We start from the raw sequence: 18,063 nt of genomic DNA, 5'->3' as shown, positions 1-18,063 counted from the left end.
ATGGGTTTAAGCAAAAGCTTTGTTAATAATTTCTTCTTGTTCTGTGGCATGTACTTTGGCATAACCTGTCGCCGGAGATGCGCTGGCTTTTCGTGAGATCAGCGTTAACTGTCTTTCCGGATAGGCTCGCTGGATAAAGTTCCAATAGCCCATGTTTTCTGGTTCTTCTTGTAGCCAGACATATTCTGCATTTTTGAATTTGTCTAGTATCTTATTTACCTGTGCTACAGGGAAAGGGTGTAGCTGTTCGATTCTAATGATGGCTACATCTTTTCGTTTATCTTTTTCTTTTCTGTCTAGTAGGTCGAAGTAAACTTTTCCAGAACACAGGATTACTCTTTTAACTGATCGTGCTGTTACACTCGTATCTGGAATCACTTCTTGGAAGCTACCCTTTGTGAAGTCATCTAATGGAGAAACAGCTTTAGGATTTCTCAAAAGCGATTTAGGTGACATTACAATTAGTGGTTTTCTAAACTCCCAAGTCATTTGTCTTCTTAAAGCATGGAAGAAGTTAGCAGGGGATGTAATATTCGCCACTATCATATTGTATTCAGCACTCAACTGTAGGTAGCGTTCTGGTCTTGCATTTGAATGCTCTGGTCCTTGTCCTTCATAGCCATGTGGCAATAAAAGAACGAGACCATTCATGCGTTGCCATTTTGTTTCAGAACATGATAGGAACTGATCTATCATTACTTGTGCACCATTGGCAAAATCTCCAAACTGTGCTTCCCAAATGGTTAGTGCATTTGGATTTGCCATGGCATATCCAAATTCAAATCCCATAACACCAAATTCTGAAAGTAAGGAGTTATAGATTTCGAAATCATTTACTGCTCCTTCAATATGGTTTAAGCTATTGTGGGCTTCGTTGGTATTCAGGTCGCGAAGTACTGCGTGACGGTGAGAAAATGTGCCACGCTGTACGTCTTGTCCAGTTAGGCGTACCTTTTTACCATCTACGAGCAACGATCCATAGGCGAGAAGCTCACCTCCAGCCCAGTTGAGCATTTTATCCTTGAAAAACATGTCTTTGCGTTGCTTCAACTGTTTTTCAATTTGTTTGATCGGCTTAAAACCAGATGGGATTGATGTTAGCGCCTTAGCTACTTTCTGTATAGTTTCTTCTGAAATTCCTGTTTCAGGTGAGCTCTCAAAATCCTCAGGTGTTGCTCTTCTTAAGTTCCTCCACTCTTCTTCCAGCGGTTGGTAAGTATAAGGAAGAGGCTTTTGTTTCACCATATTCAGCCTATCCTGCAACGTAGCCCTGAACTCTTTGTCCATGTTTTTGGCTAGGGCAGCTTCAACTTCTCCTTTTTCAATGAGTTTCTTGTTGTAAACTTCTCTAGGGTTGGGGTGCTTAGAAATTAGGTTGTAGAGAGACGGTTGCGTGAATTTAGGTTCATCACTTTCGTTATGGCCATGCCTTCTATAACAGACCATATCCACAAAGATATCTTTGTTAAATTTCTGACGATATTCTACTGCAAACTGAACACAGAATACAACTGCTTCTGGATCATCACCATTAACATGAAGTACCGGAGCATCGATAATTTTGGCTACATCGGTGGAGTAAATACTTGACCGTGCATCGTCGAAGTCGGTCGTAAAACCAACTTGATTATTGATGATGAAGTGAATTGTTCCGCCTGTAAAGTAGCCATCGAGATTGCTCATTTGAACTACTTCGTACATAATTCCCTGGCCTGCAGCAGCTGCGTCACCATGGATAAGGATCGGCATTACCTTAGACCGATCTCTATTGTATTCTTCGTCACCTTTAGCTCTTACAAATCCTTCAACCACTGGGTTTACAGCTTCTAAATGTGACGGATTTGGCGCTAATTTCAGCTCAATTTTTTTGCCATTTGGTGTTTCTATCTGACTCGAGAAGCCCAAGTGATATTTTACATCGCCGTCTCCCATGGTCAGGTCTGGAGTGGCGCCACCTTCAAATTCATTGAAGATTTGTTCGTAGGTCTTGCCCATGATATTGGCCAACACGTTGAGTCTACCTCTATGTGCCATACCGATCATAACTTCTTCTAGCCCTAGTTCTGCACCTTTATTAATGATAGCATCTAAGGCTGGAATTGTAGTTTCACCTCCTTCTAGAGAGAATCTCTTTTGACCCAAGTATTTTGTGTGCAAGAAGTTTTCAAAAACGACCGCTTCATTCAGTTTAGAAAGGATTCTTTTCCTTTGATCCGTAGAAGGGTTAAAGCTTAGTGCATCTTTTTCAATTTTTTCGCGAAGCCACTTAAGTTGTTCCGGGTCCCGTACCGACATGTATTCAAAGCCGACGGTGCCTTCATAGATATACTTCAGTGTTTCGATGATTTTCCTGAGCGTAGCTTTTCCAATCCCAATTTCCTCTCCTGAAATAAATTCAGTGTCTAAATCTGCATCTGATAAGTTGAAGTATTGTAAGTCAAGAATCGGTTTTCTGTCTTTTCGCTCGCGAACTGGATTTGTCTTAGAACGAAGATGAGCTCTTGTTCTATAAGCGTGAATCAGATTTCTAACTTGAACTTCTTTGTCCGAAATACCAGAACTTGAAGAAGAGGGCGAAGTTGCCTGTCCATTTGGCAACATTGGATAATCACCTTGTGCAAATTCAAAACCTTCGAAGAACTTTCTCCAGCCTTCATCAACACTTTCGGGATTGGATTGGTACTGCTGATAAAGGCCTTCTAATGCTTTTGGATCAGCGTTACTCAGATAAGTATAATTGTCCATGGTAAAGTATTCCCATTGCTATACGACAAATGTACAGGAATGGTTTTGTCTTTAAAAACCGTTTATGCGGGTTTACGGATTTAATATTTCTAAGACAATTGCTGACTTTACTTATCTACTTTTTCACCTTGTTTGTTAATGTAAAAGAATTCTCCGTTTAGGGCGACATTGGCCAGGTTATTTGTGAAAAAGTAAGCTTCCACATATTCAAATGGTATGACTGTAGCTCCTTTTTGATCTATGAAACCCCATTTCCCATCATTTTTGACTGCTGCAAGTCCTTCACTAAATGAGCGAACTTCTTCATAGGTAATTGGTACGATAACCTCTCCTTTTATATTGATAAAGCCCGACTTTCCATTTTGAACAACAGCGGCCAATCCTTGTGAAAATGTTGATGCAAGGTCGTATAGTGGTTGAATTATTACGTCGCCCTCTTTATTGACATAACCATATTTATTGGCCCCCTTGACAGGAACTAGGCCTGAATATTTATCCCAATCATATTGCATTCTTTCTGTGTTGATTAGAACCTCTTTGATAGTCAGGTCAGAAATCTTTTCTTCTGCATCGTCATCACCGAAATCAATATCGTTTAGAAACGACAAGGCTTGTTGTTTTCTAGCTTCTTCTTTTGCTTTCTCTTCGGCAATTCTCTTTTCTTCAAAATAGATATCTATATTATTCTTGTACAGATCATATAGCTCTTGTACTACTTTCCCATACTCCTCATTGCTCTGTTCGATTCTAGCATTCAACTTATCTAGGTTTTTTTGTTTTTCGGCGACATACTTCTTATACGCTCCATCAAATTCCCCAACTTGGGCGTTATACTCATCTATTAATGGATCAAGTCGGTCAATAAGTCTATTGGCTTCGTACTCATGATCATCGGCTATGTTTCTTAGTCTCAAATATTCGGAATAGGATCTTTCTGCATTTGCCGCATTGCCTAATCCTGAGGCTAATAGGTGGCTCGAGTAACTTAATTCGGCCATTACCATGGTGCTATTCTGTTGTCGTCGTTTTGATTTTACTTCTCTTTGCAGCTCTTTTATGCGCTTGTACAACTGACTACTGGACGGGGAAGACTTGGCCACCTTGTCTAACTCAAGGTTTGTTTTATCCAGATATTCATCTCTTTGTTTAATGTTATATTCTTTAAACTCCTTCTTTTCGTAAAGAAATTTCACCAAGATCTGCATATGGTGCCGTTTTAAGGCATCTTTTAGCACATTTATTCCTTCAGCCGTCGGCTTTTGAAAGACTAATTCAGCTACCTTGTTATAATCGATTCCCTGAGCAATCGATACGTTTAAGCCGAATACTAAGAGAATTCCGGTAATGCGAATTTTCATTGATTATCCTTTTTAGCTGATTCCTCTAGATTTTTTAAAAGGTAGGCTCTACCGGATTTGTGATCTCCAATTTGGTTGTAGAGCTGTGTCAGGTTTGAATAGAATTTTTCGTCTTTCTCGATACTAGATTCTTCCTTATATATGGCTATAATTTTTTCTATTGCACCTCTTATAAATGGCGTTCTACCTTCTTTCTCCATGAGTTGCTTCATTTCAGTTTGAAACTCATTTTGTTTTTTAGCGATGCTATCAAGGTATTTCAAATAGGCCTCAAGGGTTTTTTCATAGGCTGAACTGTTGCCTGCTTGAGTTCTTATTTTTCCTATCGTGTTATAGAAGGTAGATATGTTGTCACCTAAGCCTATTTCTTGATAGATTTTAAGAATTTCTGTGTAAAAACTTTTCTCGTAACCTTCGTTGTTCGAAAAGCCGTCTTCGATAAAGCTTCTCACTATCGGATTGTAGTACTCTTTGTCTTTAAATTCGCTAATGTATTCTAGGTAGCTATTGGCGTTTTGGCTTTGATAGTAAAACATACTATACGTGTTGAATACTCTGTCGTTAAACTTGTCATTTGGTAGGTCTATCAGAGGATAAAGTTTTTCAATCACGTAATCGGTTAGCTTGATGTCTTTTAAGTTGATCGAACGCTGAGATTGGATTTCTATGGCCCGAATAATGAAGTTTCCCCACGCACTTTGGCCTTGAGTTTTTTCGATTAATTCTCTGTTGTTAATCAAATATTGGAAGTTGGGGTTTTCAATGTTCTCTGCATTGAATAGTTGAAGTGTAATTCCATGACCTTCATCAGTCCAAAGTTGAGTGTTTAGGTCGTTGGCTACTTTGTTTGCCACATTAAAGACCATTCTCTCATGAATATCTTTCTTCTGAGCTTCTTGGTAGAGGGCCAAAGCGTCTGCGCCACTCAGGTTCGAGAAATCGCGATTCATAACCTCATCGAACCATATCTTACTCTCTAACCCTTCGTTGAGTAAGCGGACCATTGACTCGGTACTTCTTTTTGGTGCTTTACCTCCAGAAGTTGCCAATAGCACGTTAGTTGTCGGGTCTATCAGTTGCAACAGTCCTCCCATATTGTAGCTGTCAGGCATATAGTCTGAATATGCTTTGGATAATTGATCTTCTGCTAAGTCAATCGAAATGGCTAATGCATTAGAGTTTATCAGTTCAGTTATTCTCTCATCCTTTAATGCTTTATTTTCGATTTCATCACATACTTCACAGTCATCAATCCCAGAAACTCTAGCATAAACAAAGAGTAATTTGTTTTGGGTATTGCACTGGATCAGAATATCCTCTAGTTCGGTCGAGGTACTCACTTTTTTGAGCTCTTGACTGGATAATGAGGTTTCGACTAGAAATAAAGAGAGGAAAACGAAGATATAACGACTTAGCTGGTTAATAGACAGATTTTTGTCAAAGGCGTAATTCATACTTTACTATGGGTTTTGAAGGCGCTAAAAATAATAATTTTTCTTAATTCAAGACATCACGTTTTGTAGTATCGCGACTGAGTTATTTGTTCACGTTTATGCAATTAGGCTGCCAAAAAGGTGAGTGTGGTCAGGGCTAAGTTGTAATTCTTAAACAGAGACATGCATCTATAAAAAAAATACTTACCTTTGCAGTCCTTTTTCGGGACGTGTTCTTGGAAAAGAGAGGACGAGATCCTCATTACAACTTTAAAAGTTATATGGCAGTAAAAATCAGATTGGCCAGAAGAGGCCGCAAGAAAAGAGCAATGTATGATGTAGTCATTGCTGACGCTAGAGCTCCACGTGATGGACGCTTTATTGAGAAAATTGGTACTTACAACCCTAACACAGACCCTGCATCGATTAATATCGATAACGACAAGGCTTTTGATTGGGTAATGAAAGGTGCCCTTCCAACGGATACTGTAAGAGCTATGCTTTCTTACAGAGGCGTAATGTTCAGAAAACACTTACAAGTAGGTGTGAACAAAGGTGCTATTACTCAGGAAGAGGCTGATAAGAAATTAGCAGCGTGGATCGAAGATAAAGAATCTAAGATTGAAGGTAAAACTGAGCAATTGGCTAAATCGAAGGCTGATGCAAGAGCAGCAAGACTTGAAGCGGAAGCTAAGGTAAGTGCGGCACGTGCAGAGGCAATCGCAGCTAAGAATTTTGTTGAGGAAGAGGTTGTTGAAGAAGAGGTAGCTGAAGAGGCTAACGAAGAAGCTCCTGCAACTGAAGAAGCTGCTGCTTCTGAAGCAGTTGCTGAAGAGGCGCCTGTAGCTGAAGAAGCTGCTCCTGAAGCCGAAGAAGCTCCTGCAGTAGAGGAGGCTCCAGCTCCTGAAGAAGCACCAGCGGCTGAAGAGGAAAAGAAAGAGGAGTAATCAATAGCCATGACGGTTGATGACTGTTATCAATTAGGGTATGTAGTCAAAACCCATGGTTTAAGAGGTGAGGTTCAGATTTTTCTGGACGTAGATTCACCAAATCAATATAAAAACTTGGAATCAGTTTTTGTTCTTAACGGACAAAGGCTGGTTCCTTTTTTTATTGAGTCTATTAGTTTTAATGGTGCTAAAGCAATTGTGGCTTTTGAAGATGTTTATGAGCTCGCTGATGCGCAGGCGCTCAAAGGCAAGGAGCTTTATTTGCCGTTAACGGCCCTGCCTTCATTAAAGGGAAAAGAATTCTATTTACACGAGGTAATCGGCTTTTCTATGATTGACAATGAGTCACAGAAAGTGGTTGGTACAATAGATAATGTGATCGAGTCTGGTCCACAGCTTCTTTTTTCAGTTCTAGCCGAAGGTAATATTGAATTACTTATTCCTTTTCACAAGGATCTCTTAAAGGAATTGGATAGGGAGAATAAAACAATGTCCTTGGCCATTCCAGAAGGATTATTGGATGTTTATTTAAACGACAATGAGGATTGACATAATTACATGTTTGCCAAAGTTGTTAGAAAGTCCTTTTGGTCATTCTATTCTTCAGCGTGCCCAGGATAAGGGCTTAGTGGAAGTGGTGGTTCATGACTTGAGAGCCTATGCTGTGAATAAAAAGAAGCAGTTAGATGACTACGCTTATGGCGGAGGCGCCGGAATGGTTATGCTCATTGAGCCCATTGATAAGTGCATTTCTGCTTTGAAAGCGGACAGGCCTTATGACGAAATCATTTACATGACTCCTGATGGCGAAACGTTTAATCAGCAAGTAGCTAATGAACTTTCGTTAAAAGGAAATCTAATTATTCTTTGTGGACACTATAAAGGAGTGGACGAGCGTGTACGCGAACATTTCATAACTAGAGAGATAAGTGTTGGGGATTACGTTTTGTCTGGTGGAGAGTTAGCGGCAGCAGTGGTATCAGATGCAATTATTAGACTTATTCCTGGCGTTTTGTCTGATGAAACATCGGCCTTGACTGATTCTTTTCAGGATAGTCTACTAGCACCACCTGTTTATACAAGACCAGTCGAATATAAAGGAATGACAGTGCCAGAGGTACTTCTTTCAGGTCATGAAAAGAAAATTGAGGAGTGGCGTTTTCAAAAATCTCTAGAAAGGACAAAGAAAAGGCGTCCTGACCTACTGGATGATTAAAATTTTTCAATCCAGTATCTGGAAATAAAAAACTAATACCTATATTTGCAGTCCAATTTTGGGAACACCAGATTAAGACATTGAGATATGAGCGATCTTATCAAATTTATAGAGGAAGAAAGTAACGAAAGAAGGGCATCATTTCCTGATTTCGCACCGGGTGATACTGTAAACGTTCACGTGAAAATTAAAGAGGGTAACAAGGAAAGAATCCAGCAGTATCAGGGTACTGTCCTTCAGAGAAAAAATTCAGGATCTAACGGTGAAACTTTTACTGTAAGAAAGATTTCGGGTGGTATCGGAGTTGAAAGAATTTTCCCATTACTTTCTCCAAACATCGATAAAATCGAAGTGCTCAGAAAAGGTAAGGTAAGAAGAGCAAAGCTATACTACCTAAGAGGAAGACAAGGTAAGGCTGCTAGAATCAAAGAACTTATAGCAAGAAAGTAATTTAGCTTTCTTCTACGATTTAAATCCTCAGCTTGTGAATTCAGGCTGAGGATTTTTTGTTTTGTGGTACTAGGATTGTTTATTTTCATAAATAGTTAAAAACTCAATTATGAAAAAAATACTCACTATTGCCTTGGTACTTTGTTCTTTCTCTACCCTGAAAGCACAAGTTGGATTTTCCTATCTCCATTCTGATGTTGTCAGTACCTTGGGTATCAGCTCTAATCCGCAAAAGCGATTTTGGGCAGAAGCTAGGTTAACGCTTGATGTTGCTTGGCAAGACGTAGGCCCTGAGCTGGTTACTTTTGTTAATGTGGTGAAAAGGAAAGACTTCGACTTTTTTGTCGGAGCCGGCGGAAGGTTCAATGTTCTTGAAGGAGTTATACTACCTGCTGTTGGTTTTCAAATTAAGCCAATTGAATCGAAGCCAAATCTGGCAATTCATGCCGAGGCAATGTTTATAGCTGGTGTTAATGCAGATGTCTTCAAAGGCTCTATTGGACTGAGATATTTTCTTAGGAAGAAGGAAAAGTAGTACACTTAGACGGTTATTCTCCGCCATTTTGTCACTTATTTAAAAAAGGCTCGTTAATTGCAATCAGCAGCAAAAATCGGATAATGGCAATCATTCAGTTTCATAAATATCAAGGCACGGGAAACGACTTCGTAATGATCGATAATTGTGATAACGCGTTTGATAAGGATGATTTAGATTTGGTCAGCAAATTGTGTGATCGAAGATTTGGTATTGGTGCGGATGGTGTCATTCTCATCGAACCGGCAGAAGATGTCGATTTTAATATGATCTACTTTAATCCTGATGGTTCACAATCACTTTGTGGTAATGGAAGTCGATGTGCAGTGATGTTTGCGAAGCATTTAGGACTGATTCAAAATGAGACAACCTTTAGGGCGATTGACGGAATCCACGAAGCGAAAATTTCGGGTGACCAAGTTTCGTTATTGATGCACGATGTGCTGGATTTTGAGCAAATTGGTGATGATTTCTTGATTGATACAGGTTCACCACATTATCTGAAATACGTTACCAGTACCGATGATATTGACCCATTAGAAGAAGGAAGAAAAGTACGCTACTCAGAGCGTTTTGCTGCAGAAGGTGTCAATGTCAATTTTCTTGAGCAAATTAATGACGGTGCACTCAAAATTCGTACTTACGAAAGGGGAGTAGAGGGAGAAACATACTCATGTGGTACTGGTTGCACAGCCGCCGCGTTATCACTAGGATTGAAATCATCGGTAAATGAAGTAGCTCTGAAAGCTATCGGTGGAGATTTAAGGGTGTCTTTTACAAAAGACGGAGAAACATTTAGAAACATATATTTAATAGGTCCAGCTAAGAAGGTTTTTGCTGGCGAATTTGGTATCTAAGTTTATACTCGGATACCTTCTTTATTTATATACAAGAAATTAACTTTAGCACATAATTATTCAATATGAGCATTTTTACGAAAGGGATATCGAAGCTTTTCGGTAGTAAGTCAGAGAGAGACGTTAAGGAAGTGACTCCTATAGTCAGTGAGATTAACAAAATATACGAAACCTTCTCTGGTTTAAGTGATGATCAACTACGTGCAAAGACACAAGAATTCAAAGATCAAATCGCCAAAGATTTAGAGTCGGTTGATGGTGAGATCAGTGCCCTTCATGAGAGAATCGAAAATGAGCCAGATCTTGATATTCAAGAAAAGGAAAGCATTTTCCAATCTATGGATGCGCTAGAGGATAAAAGAAACGAAGAACTAGAAGTGGTTCTGATGAATATCTTGCCTTCCGCTTTCGCTGTGGTAAAAGAAACAGCAAGAAGACTTAAGGAAAACGGGAAACTTGTGGTGACGGCGAACTTGATGGACCGTCAATTAGCGACTACTGGTGATCATATTGAAATTTCTGGTGATACAGCCACATGGCATAATGAATGGATGGCTGCCGGAAACCTAGTAAAATGGGAAATGCTCCATTATGACGTTCAGCTCATTGGAGGTATCGTTTTACACAAAGGAAAAATATCTGAGATGGCTACAGGTGAAGGTAAAACCTTGGTCGCTACATTACCGGCCTACCTAAACGCTTTGGCCGGAAGAGGAGTACACGTAGTAACGGTAAATGACTATTTGGCAAAGCGTGACTCCGAATGGATGGCTCCACTTTTCCAATTCCACGGAATTACAATTGACTGTGTTGATAAACACGAACCCAACTCCGAATCAAGAAGGGAAGCTTATCGTGCCGATATCACTTATGGAACGAATAATGAATTTGGTTTTGACTACCTGAGAGATAACATGGCCCGAGAAGAGGGTGAGCTAGTACAGCGTAAGCATCACTATGCCATGATTGATGAGGTAGATTCAGTTTTAATTGATGAAGCGAGAACACCTTTGATTATTTCTGGTCCAGTACCAAGAGGTGATGAGCATGAATTCTATGAGTTAAAACCAAGAATCCAAAAGCTCGTTGAGGCACAGCGAAAACTGTGTGGTCAGTACTTAAACGATGCAAAAAGACTTCTAAAAGAAGGCAACGAACAAGATGGCGGACTTGCACTTTTTAGAGCATATCGAGGCCTGCCAAAGTATAAACCTTTGATTAAATACCTCAGTGAAACAGGGGTTAGGATTGCGCTTCAGAAAACGGAGAACTTTCACCTGGCTGATAACCAGAAGAATATGCCTCAGGCAGATGAACCGCTTTACTTCACGATCGACGAGAAGAGTAATGCAGTAAACCTGACGGAAAGGGGTACCGATCTCATAACAGGAGAAGGTGAAGATCCTATGTTCTTTATCCTAACAGATATTGGTGATATCGTGGCCAAATTCGAAAAAGACGATACGCTAAGTGATGAAGAAAAACTTAAGCAAAAAGATGAGGCCATAAAGGATTACAGTGTCAAAGCACAACGAATCCATACAGTAAACCAATTGCTCAAAGCATTTACCATGTTCGAGCGTGATACCGAGTATATCATTGATGAGAATAAAGTTAAAATTGTCGATGAGCAAACGGGTCGTGTCATGGATGGCCGAAGATATTCTGATGGATTGCATCAAGCCATTGAAGCAAAAGAGAATGTTAAGGTAGAAGACGCAACACAGACTTACGCCACCATTACTCTCCAGAACTATTTCAGGATGTACCACAAGTTATCTGGTATGACGGGTACTGCGGAGACTGAGGCAGGCGAATTCTGGGAGATTTATAAGTTAGATACAGTTGTTATCCCTACCAATAGGCCTATCCAGCGGGATGACAGACAAGACAAGGTTTTCAAAACCGTAAGAGAAAAATTCAACGCTGTTGTAGATGAAATTGTCGAATTAACGGAGCAAGGAAGGCCTGTTTTGGTCGGTACAACTTCTGTTGAGATTTCAGAAGTGTTGAGTAGAATGCTCAACCTTAAAAAGATTAAGCATCAAGTACTAAATGCGAAGCAACACGCCAGTGAGGCAGATGTAGTTGCAGAAGCAGGAAAGCCAGGTACAGTTACAATTGCCACCAACATGGCTGGTAGAGGTACGGATATTAAGCTACACCCAGATTCAAAAGCTGCCGGTGGATTAGCCATTGTTGGTACAGAACGTCACGAATCAAGACGTGTCGATCGTCAGTTAAGAGGACGTGCGGGTAGACAAGGAGACCCAGGTTCATCTCAATTCTTTGTTTCTCTTGAAGACAGTTTAATGCGACTATTTGGTTCTGATAGAGTGGCTAAACTGATGGATAGAATGGGCTTGAAAGAGGGCGAAATGATTCAGCACTCTATGATTACGAAGTCTATCGAACGAGCGCAGCGCAAGGTAGAGGAAAATAACTTCGGCACGCGTAAACGCCTTTTGGAATATGATGATATCATGAATCAGCAGAGAACTGTGATTTACGATAGACGTAGAAATGCCTTAAAAGGAGAGCGTCTTCAGTTAGATATCATGAATATGGTTTATGATACCTGTGAAGATATTTTGAATAATAGTAAAGGCTCTGATGACTACGATGCGTTTAAATTGAGTTGCATCAGCGTACTTGGATTAGATTCAAAGATCGATGAGAACGCTTTCAAAACCACAGATTTCAATACTCTTGTAAACGATCTCTACGAAGAAACTTTAGGAGCATATAAGGATAAGAATAAGGCGATTTCTGACCGAACGCTTCCATTGTTGAAGCAGATCCAAAAAGAGCGTGGTGCTACAATTGAGAATATTCTATTGCCTTTCTCTGATGGTAAACGCCAAATTGGTGTTCCTGTAAACCTTGATAAAACGATCGCTACGGAAAATCAAGAAATGGTGAAGGCCATGGAAAAAGCGATCACGTTAGGGGTAATTGACCTTACTTGGAAGGAGCATTTGCGTGATATGGATGACTTGAAGCAGTCGGTTCAAAATGCCGTTTACGAGCAAAAAGATCCACTATTGATCTATAAATTCGAGGCATTCGAGATGTTTAAAGGATTCCTTTCTAAAGTTAACGAAGACACGATGTCATTCTTGACTAAAGCAGATATCCCTACTGAAGACCCGAATAGGGTTCAAGAAGCCAGATCATCTAGCCGTCAGAGTTATAATGAATCGAAGGAAGAATCCAGAAGTGCACTAGCTGGAAGGCAGGATACCAGAAATAGACCTCCTGTTGAAAAAGTAGCTCCGATTAAGTCAGATAAAGTTTATGGCAGAAATGATCGAGTTTCTGTTCAGTACTCAGACGGTTCAGTTAAAAAGGACGTTAAGTTTAAGTCAGTTGAAGATGACATTAGAAGTAGTAAGTGCGTTGTTATAGATGAATAAGGTCTTTTCAAATATCATTTTAGCCGCTTTTTTGATCGGCTTGGGTGCAGTGAGTTGCTCAAAAGCAACTACGCCTCAGAAAAAGGTCAACGAAGCAGTGGACTTGAGCTATTCTGAGAATCTTTCTCAGTATAATCCTCAGGTAGAAGGACTACCCAGCGGTTCGGAGGAAAAAACGGAGGAAGTGATTCAGACTAGACCAATGGTCACGAGATTCGATATCTCCGATAGCCTGAACAAACTGCTAGATTCCGTAAGGGTCGGTAATGACACAATTAGAATGATCAATGGTTTCACCGTGTTAGTGTATTCTGGAAATGATCAAACAGAGGCAGGCCGTGTCAGAAATAGACTATTTGATATTGTGCCCGAACTCGATGCAAGATTTAGCTACAAACTTCCCACTTACTTTGTGAAAGTGGGGCAGTTTTACCAGCAAATAGAAGCTCAAACACTTTACCGAAAGATTAGAAGCTACTACCCAACCGCTTCAATTGTTCCGGATAAATTTCCAATCGAACAATGATTTCAGCGGAGAGAATTAAGTCACTTGCAAGCCAGTATGCCAATGATATTATAGAGATCAGAAGGCATATTCACGCGAACCCTGAGCTTTCATATCAAGAATATGAAACCGCTAAGTATGTAGCGGAACAATTACGAAAAATAGGAATAGAACCTAAAGAAGGTGTAGCTGGTACTGGACTTGTGGCGTTAATTTCTGGAAAGAATCCTGATGCTAAAACAGTTGCGCTTAGGGGAGACATGGACGCACTTCCAATCCAAGAGGCAAATGAAGTTCCCTACAAGTCAAAAAATGACGGCATAATGCATGCCTGCGGGCATGATGTTCATACTGCTTGTTTATTAGGTGCTGCGAGAATTTTGAACGAAATAAAAGATCAATTCGAAGGTACGATCAAGCTGGTTTTTCAACCAGGAGAAGAAAAGAATCCCGGTGGAGCATCCCTGATGATTAAAGATGGTGCACTTGAAAATCCAAGACCTAATAGGATGCTTGGGCAACATGTAATGCCATTTATTCCGGTGGGTAAAGTTGGTTTTCGTGAGGGCCAATATATGGCCAGTGCCGATGAAATTTACTTAACAGTAAAAGGGAAAGGTGGGCATGCTGCCTTGCCTGATAAGGTGGTCGATCCAATTTTGATTGCATCACATATTCTGGTGGCACTACAGCAAGTCGTCAGTAGAAATGCTGACCCCAAAAAGCCAACTGTCCTTTCTTTTGGGACAATAAATGGTGGACAGGCACAGAATATCATTCCAGACGAAGTGAAAATCTCCGGCACGTTCAGAGCTCTGAATGAAGATTGGAGATTTGAGGCGCACAAGAGAATTACAGCGATTGCACAGGGAATTGCAGAAGGTATGGGTGGAAGCTGTGATGTAAATATTGATGTGGGCTATCCTTATTTAAGCAATGATGTTGAAACAACGCGCGTCGCTAGAAATGCCGCAGAGGCTTATCTTGGAAAAGAAAATGTCGTAGCCTTAGACTTATGGATGGGAGCTGAGGACTTCGCTTATTATACGCATGAGGTACCTTGCACATTTTATAGATTAGGCACTGGTAATGAAGCCAAGGGAACAACTAGAGGTGTTCACACGCCGAACTTTAATATCGACGAAGACGCTATTGAAATAGGGATTGGAATGATGGCATGGATTGCCTTGAATCAATTAGATCAAATCTGATCCTCTTCGCTGTATTTTCCAACAGCACTCTGGCTAATATTGAGTAAGTGATCTCCAATAGTCTCTAGACTCGCAATAATATCCTTATAAATTACCCCCTCTTTAACCGAGTATTCTTTTGCTTCTATAGACTTAAGGTTCTGCTTATGAAGCTTAATCACAAACTTATTAATCTCGTCTTCCTTCTTAATCGCCGCTTCGTCGCTAACATCGGCTAAGTCATTCGTATTAAGGTTTTGGGCAACTATTTCTACGGCATCAGCGATAAGGTTATGTAGTACTTCAAGCTTGTCTTTCTGCTTGGCATTTAGGACAAACTTCTTGTTATCAAGTCGCTCACAGTGCTTCACCAGTCTAAGGAATTCGTCACCAGTCCGCTCAAATTCTGATGCAATGCTTAGAATATCTCTGATTTCGTTGGAGTTAGTCTGGCTTAATTGTTCGCCAGTAATTCTGATTACATAATTAGAGACTTCTTCCTCGAATTTATCGGTAGTATCCTCTAAATCAGCAATCCTTGACTTATAAGTTTGGCTTTTAGTCTTGTCATCAGACAGCAATAATTTTTTGGCATTTTTAGAGAGGCTGGCCAAAATATTTCCAAACTGTCTAATTTCCATTTTTGCTTCTTGCAAAGACAGCGTAGGGGTTTTCACCATATTACCGCTGATGTAGTTCAATTTGAACACTTCATCATCCTCATCATTAGAAGGAACAACTTTAATAACCACTTTGGCAATAAAGTTTACAAACCAAACAAGGAGGAGTGTATTCAGGATGTTAAACAGCATATGAAATGCTGTAAGTCCATTATTGATTGCGTCAACATCGGCAAAAGGCGAGCCCAAATCCATTGATTGAACTATACCATCAATGAGTCTTAGGAATGGATTGAATAATATGAGCATCCATAGAACGCCCATTAAATTAAAAATCAAATGAGCTCGTGCTGCACGTTTAGCATGCGTGTTACCAATTACAGCAGCAATGTTAGCTGTCACAGTCGTACCAATATTTTCTCCTAAAACAATAGCTGCTGCCATTTCGAAAGGGATGATACCCTTACTACATAAGGTTAGCGTAATGGCCATGGCCGCACTGGACGATTGAACAACTATCGTTACAATAGTCCCGACAATTACCATTAAAACCGTGGAAAAGAATCCGTACTCACCCAGACTTCCGATAAACTCTTGAGTTTCTGGAGGGAGGTCACTCGGAACCAGGTCTTTTAGAGCACCTAGTCCTATAAATAATATGGAGAACCCGATTAAAAATTCACCCAAATACTTCCATCGTTCTGACTTCGAGAATAGAAATAATGGCACTGAAACCATGAGCAACGGCAATGCAAAACTTGAGATGCTAAATTTGAAGCCAAAAACAACAATTATTAGTGCCGTAATAGTAGTACCAATATTGGCACCCATAATAACACCTATGGCTTGTTTTAGATTGAGCAAGCCGGCATTTACAAAGCTTACGATCATTACCGTGGTGGCCGACGAACTTTGAATGACTGAAGTTGTAAAGAAGCCTGTTAAAACACCTCCAAACCGTGTGTTCGTCATTTTACTAAGCCCACTTCGAAGCTTATCCCCGGCAACTTTTTGAATGCCTTCACTCATGACTTTCATTCCGTAAATGAATAAGCCAAGGGCGCCAAAAATCTTAATTATATTGAGTATCAACGGTTCTTCTTCGGGAGACATTCTAAAAGTTCAGGATAGCGCTTGAATGATCGTTTATGTCATTGATAACTTGAGTATCACAAAAATATGATTCTTTTTGAATTATCTTAATCGAGACTAAATGTTGGCTTCACAGAGTGTAAAGGGTTTTGGACATTTAAAATCTATAAAACGCTGAAAAACAGGTAAATAAGAATATTGAGTTTTTTTGAAGAATATAATTTGTTAACAAATGCTTTACATGATCTAAAGCGCTATTGAAACAGAATAACCTACTTTTGAATCTTAATTTTTAAGACGTCACAGCGCACCTAGGTGGGAGAAAGTTATTTAAAAATATTATATCGTAAGCCTTACGGTTTACTACTCTTCACAGTACTCTTTCTACTGGCTGTTGGTCTGTTTTTACTGGCTATTGAACTAGTGAGTGGATCGGTTTTGATGCTTGGAAAAGAAAGCGTTGAATCGATTCTTCTCGTAACGTCCAATCCGTTTATTGGACTTTTCATTGGGTTGCTCGCGACTGCTTTGTTACAAAGTAGTTCGACCGTCACCGCCATGACTGTGGCTATAGTAGCATCGGGTTCATTGTCCTTATCAAATGCCATCCCGATCGTAATGGGGGCAAATATTGGTACAACGTTGACCAGTACTTTAGTTTCTCTAAGTTTTATTACTAATCGGAATGAGTTTAGAAAGGCCATATCAGCCGGTACTATTCATGATTTCTTCAATATTTTCACAGTACTCATCGTATTCCCGCTCGAGTACTATTATGGATTGCTCGGCTATTGCGCAACGCAGCTAACAAGCCTAATTGGTGGTGGCGGAAATGGAACTGGCATATTAAACGGCAGTGTTGAGATTGGTTATTCTAGAATTACGGACTTTCTTCTCGGCGTATTACCTCAAAATGTAATTTCGGTGATTATCGGCCTTGTGCTGTTGTTCATATCGATCAAATTCCTGTCATCGGTGATTTACTCTCAACTGATTGGCCGTTCAAAAGACAGGTTAAAGAAATATGTCTTTAAAGATCCTTATAGATCATTTGGTTGGGGAACGCTCATCACCGCGAGTGTACAGTCCAGTTCTATCACGACTTCTTTAATTGTTCCGTTGGTGGCATCAGGAAAAGTAAAACTCAACAACGCTTTTCCATTTATCATGGGTGCCAATATAGGGACAACGATAACGGCTCTTTTGGCAGCATTTAATAGATCAGATGCAGCGATAAGTTTAGCTTTCGTTCACTTGCTGTTCAACCTAATTGGAGTACTGATTTTCTTACCTTTCCCAATCATTAGAAAAATACCTGTTCTGATCGCTTATAGATTCGGTACCCTAACTTTCGACTCACGATTATTCGGTTTTTCTTACATTATTGTGTCCTTTTTTCTACTCCCATTTACACTCATTTATCTTAGTAGAAATAGCGCTAAAGAGGAAGATGTAAAGGATGAGGCTAACCAAACCACGGAGTTTTTGGATCGGCGAGATAGATTTCACGTTACCATAAAAGAGGATTTACAATCAATACTCTATTCAGAAAATCCGTCTTACAAAAGCGCATATGCTTTAGTGAAAGTAAAAGGTCAAGAGCTTCTAGTAAGTGAGAAGCCAACTCAGATAGTACAGTAAGTTCCTTTCTACTCGGTTATTTTTGTTTCTTATTTATATCTTGCCCTAAATCCGT

The 18,063-nt window shown here is 39.9% G+C and carries 14 protein-coding genes; 10 read left to right on the top strand and 4 right to left on the bottom strand.

Features of this window, described 5'->3' with window-relative positions:
- Positions 1–6: 6 nt before the first annotated feature.
- From BFP71_RS07430 to BFP71_RS07420, 3 genes are all read right to left on the bottom strand, one after another.
- Positions 7–2,745 (bottom strand): 2-oxoglutarate dehydrogenase E1 component, encoded by a 2,739-nt coding sequence (locus tag BFP71_RS07430; protein ID WP_069834853.1) that lies wholly within the window; start codon positions 2,743–2,745, stop codon positions 7–9.
- A gap of 107 nt (positions 2,746–2,852) precedes the next feature.
- A complete protein-coding gene (locus BFP71_RS07425) occupies positions 2,853–4,103 on the bottom strand; it encodes a WG repeat-containing protein (RefSeq protein ID WP_069834852.1) in 1,251 nt (416 codons plus the stop codon).
- Positions 4,100–5,557 (bottom strand): hypothetical protein, encoded by a 1,458-nt coding sequence (locus BFP71_RS07420; protein ID WP_069834851.1) that lies wholly within the window; start codon positions 5,555–5,557, stop codon positions 4,100–4,102. Before BFP71_RS07420 ends, BFP71_RS07425 begins: the two co-directional genes overlap by 4 nt.
- A gap of 260 nt (positions 5,558–5,817) precedes the next feature.
- Between BFP71_RS07420 and BFP71_RS07415 the strand changes: the two genes are divergently transcribed.
- The 9 genes from BFP71_RS07415 to BFP71_RS07375 all read left to right on the top strand — a co-directional run bounded on the left by BFP71_RS07415 (position 5,818) and on the right by BFP71_RS07375 (position 14,676).
- Positions 5,818–6,483: a 30S ribosomal protein S16 gene (locus tag BFP71_RS07415; protein ID WP_069834904.1), complete on the top strand. Its 666-nt coding sequence runs from the start codon at positions 5,818–5,820 to the stop codon at positions 6,481–6,483.
- Positions 6,484–6,492: 9 nt separating this feature from the next.
- Positions 6,493–7,035, top strand: a complete 543-nt coding sequence (rimM, locus tag BFP71_RS07410) for a ribosome maturation factor RimM (protein WP_069834850.1) — start codon at positions 6,493–6,495, stop codon at positions 7,033–7,035.
- On the top strand, positions 7,025–7,702 hold the full coding sequence (trmD, locus tag BFP71_RS07405) for a tRNA (guanosine(37)-N1)-methyltransferase TrmD (RefSeq protein ID WP_069834849.1): 678 nt from the start codon (positions 7,025–7,027) through the stop codon (positions 7,700–7,702). The genes rimM and trmD overlap by 11 nt, the downstream gene beginning before the upstream one ends.
- Positions 7,703–7,789: 87 nt before the next feature.
- Positions 7,790–8,152: a 50S ribosomal protein L19 gene (rplS, locus tag BFP71_RS07400; RefSeq protein WP_069834848.1), complete on the top strand. Its 363-nt coding sequence runs from the start codon at positions 7,790–7,792 to the stop codon at positions 8,150–8,152.
- Positions 8,153–8,261: 109 nt separating this feature from the next.
- The gene (locus BFP71_RS07395; RefSeq protein ID WP_069834847.1) at positions 8,262–8,687 is read left to right on the top strand and encodes a hypothetical protein; all 426 of its coding nucleotides are present in this window, start codon (positions 8,262–8,264) and stop codon (positions 8,685–8,687) included.
- An 83-nt stretch (positions 8,688–8,770) separates the two neighbouring features.
- Positions 8,771–9,544, top strand: a complete 774-nt coding sequence (dapF, locus tag BFP71_RS07390; RefSeq protein WP_069834846.1) for a diaminopimelate epimerase — start codon at positions 8,771–8,773, stop codon at positions 9,542–9,544.
- A gap of 65 nt (positions 9,545–9,609) precedes the next feature.
- Positions 9,610–12,960, top strand: coding sequence for a preprotein translocase subunit SecA (gene secA / locus BFP71_RS07385; protein WP_069834845.1), 3,351 nt, complete (start codon positions 9,610–9,612; stop codon positions 12,958–12,960).
- Positions 12,953–13,486 carry a hypothetical protein gene (locus BFP71_RS07380; protein WP_069834844.1) on the top strand — a complete coding sequence of 178 codons (534 nt, stop codon included), beginning with the start codon at positions 12,953–12,955 and terminating at the stop codon, positions 13,484–13,486. Before secA ends, BFP71_RS07380 begins: the two co-directional genes overlap by 8 nt.
- Positions 13,483–14,676: a M20 metallopeptidase family protein gene (locus tag BFP71_RS07375; protein WP_069834843.1), complete on the top strand. Its 1,194-nt coding sequence runs from the start codon at positions 13,483–13,485 to the stop codon at positions 14,674–14,676. Before BFP71_RS07380 ends, BFP71_RS07375 begins: the two co-directional genes overlap by 4 nt.
- On the opposite strand, the gene BFP71_RS07370 is transcribed toward BFP71_RS07375, so the two are convergent.
- On the bottom strand, positions 14,667–16,388 hold the full coding sequence (locus BFP71_RS07370) for a Na/Pi cotransporter family protein (RefSeq protein WP_069834842.1): 1,722 nt from the start codon (positions 16,386–16,388) through the stop codon (positions 14,667–14,669). The two genes, BFP71_RS07375 and BFP71_RS07370, sit on opposite strands and share 10 nt — an antisense overlap.
- A gap of 294 nt (positions 16,389–16,682) precedes the next feature.
- Here BFP71_RS07370 and BFP71_RS07365 point away from each other — a divergent pair, with 294 nt between their 5' ends.
- Positions 16,683–18,008, top strand: a complete 1,326-nt coding sequence (locus BFP71_RS07365) for a Na/Pi symporter (RefSeq protein ID WP_069834841.1) — start codon at positions 16,683–16,685, stop codon at positions 18,006–18,008.
- Positions 18,009–18,063: the final 55 nt, after the last annotated feature.

This window comes from Roseivirga misakiensis, from assembly GCF_001747105.1.
In the GTDB taxonomy this organism is placed as follows: Bacteria; Bacteroidota; Bacteroidia; order Cytophagales; family Cyclobacteriaceae; genus Roseivirga; species Roseivirga misakiensis.
The sequence above is the reverse complement of the archived record's forward strand: the minus strand, read 5'-3'. Positions and strand labels throughout refer to the sequence as shown.

Excerpts from the sequence above, each read along its gene's own strand:
- BFP71_RS07430 (WP_069834853.1), bottom strand. The coding sequence starts at position 2,745 with ATGGACAATTATACTTATCTGAGTAACGCTGATCCAAAAGCATTAGAA.
- BFP71_RS07425 (WP_069834852.1), bottom strand. The coding sequence starts at position 4,103 with ATGAAAATTCGCATTACCGGAATTCTCTTAGTATTCGGCTTAAACGTA.
- BFP71_RS07420 (WP_069834851.1), bottom strand. The coding sequence starts at position 5,557 with ATGAATTACGCCTTTGACAAAAATCTGTCTATTAACCAGCTAAGTCGT.
- BFP71_RS07415 (WP_069834904.1), top strand. The coding sequence starts at position 5,818 with ATGGCAGTAAAAATCAGATTGGCCAGAAGAGGCCGCAAGAAAAGAGCA.
- rimM (WP_069834850.1), top strand. The coding sequence starts at position 6,493 with ATGACGGTTGATGACTGTTATCAATTAGGGTATGTAGTCAAAACCCAT.
- trmD (WP_069834849.1), top strand. The coding sequence starts at position 7,025 with ATGAGGATTGACATAATTACATGTTTGCCAAAGTTGTTAGAAAGTCCT.
- rplS (WP_069834848.1), top strand. The coding sequence starts at position 7,790 with ATGAGCGATCTTATCAAATTTATAGAGGAAGAAAGTAACGAAAGAAGG.
- BFP71_RS07395 (WP_069834847.1), top strand. The coding sequence starts at position 8,262 with ATGAAAAAAATACTCACTATTGCCTTGGTACTTTGTTCTTTCTCTACC.
- dapF (WP_069834846.1), top strand. The coding sequence starts at position 8,771 with ATGGCAATCATTCAGTTTCATAAATATCAAGGCACGGGAAACGACTTC.
- secA (WP_069834845.1), top strand. The coding sequence starts at position 9,610 with ATGAGCATTTTTACGAAAGGGATATCGAAGCTTTTCGGTAGTAAGTCA.
- BFP71_RS07380 (WP_069834844.1), top strand. The coding sequence starts at position 12,953 with ATGAATAAGGTCTTTTCAAATATCATTTTAGCCGCTTTTTTGATCGGC.
- BFP71_RS07375 (WP_069834843.1), top strand. The coding sequence starts at position 13,483 with ATGATTTCAGCGGAGAGAATTAAGTCACTTGCAAGCCAGTATGCCAAT.
- BFP71_RS07370 (WP_069834842.1), bottom strand. The coding sequence starts at position 16,388 with ATGTCTCCCGAAGAAGAACCGTTGATACTCAATATAATTAAGATTTTT.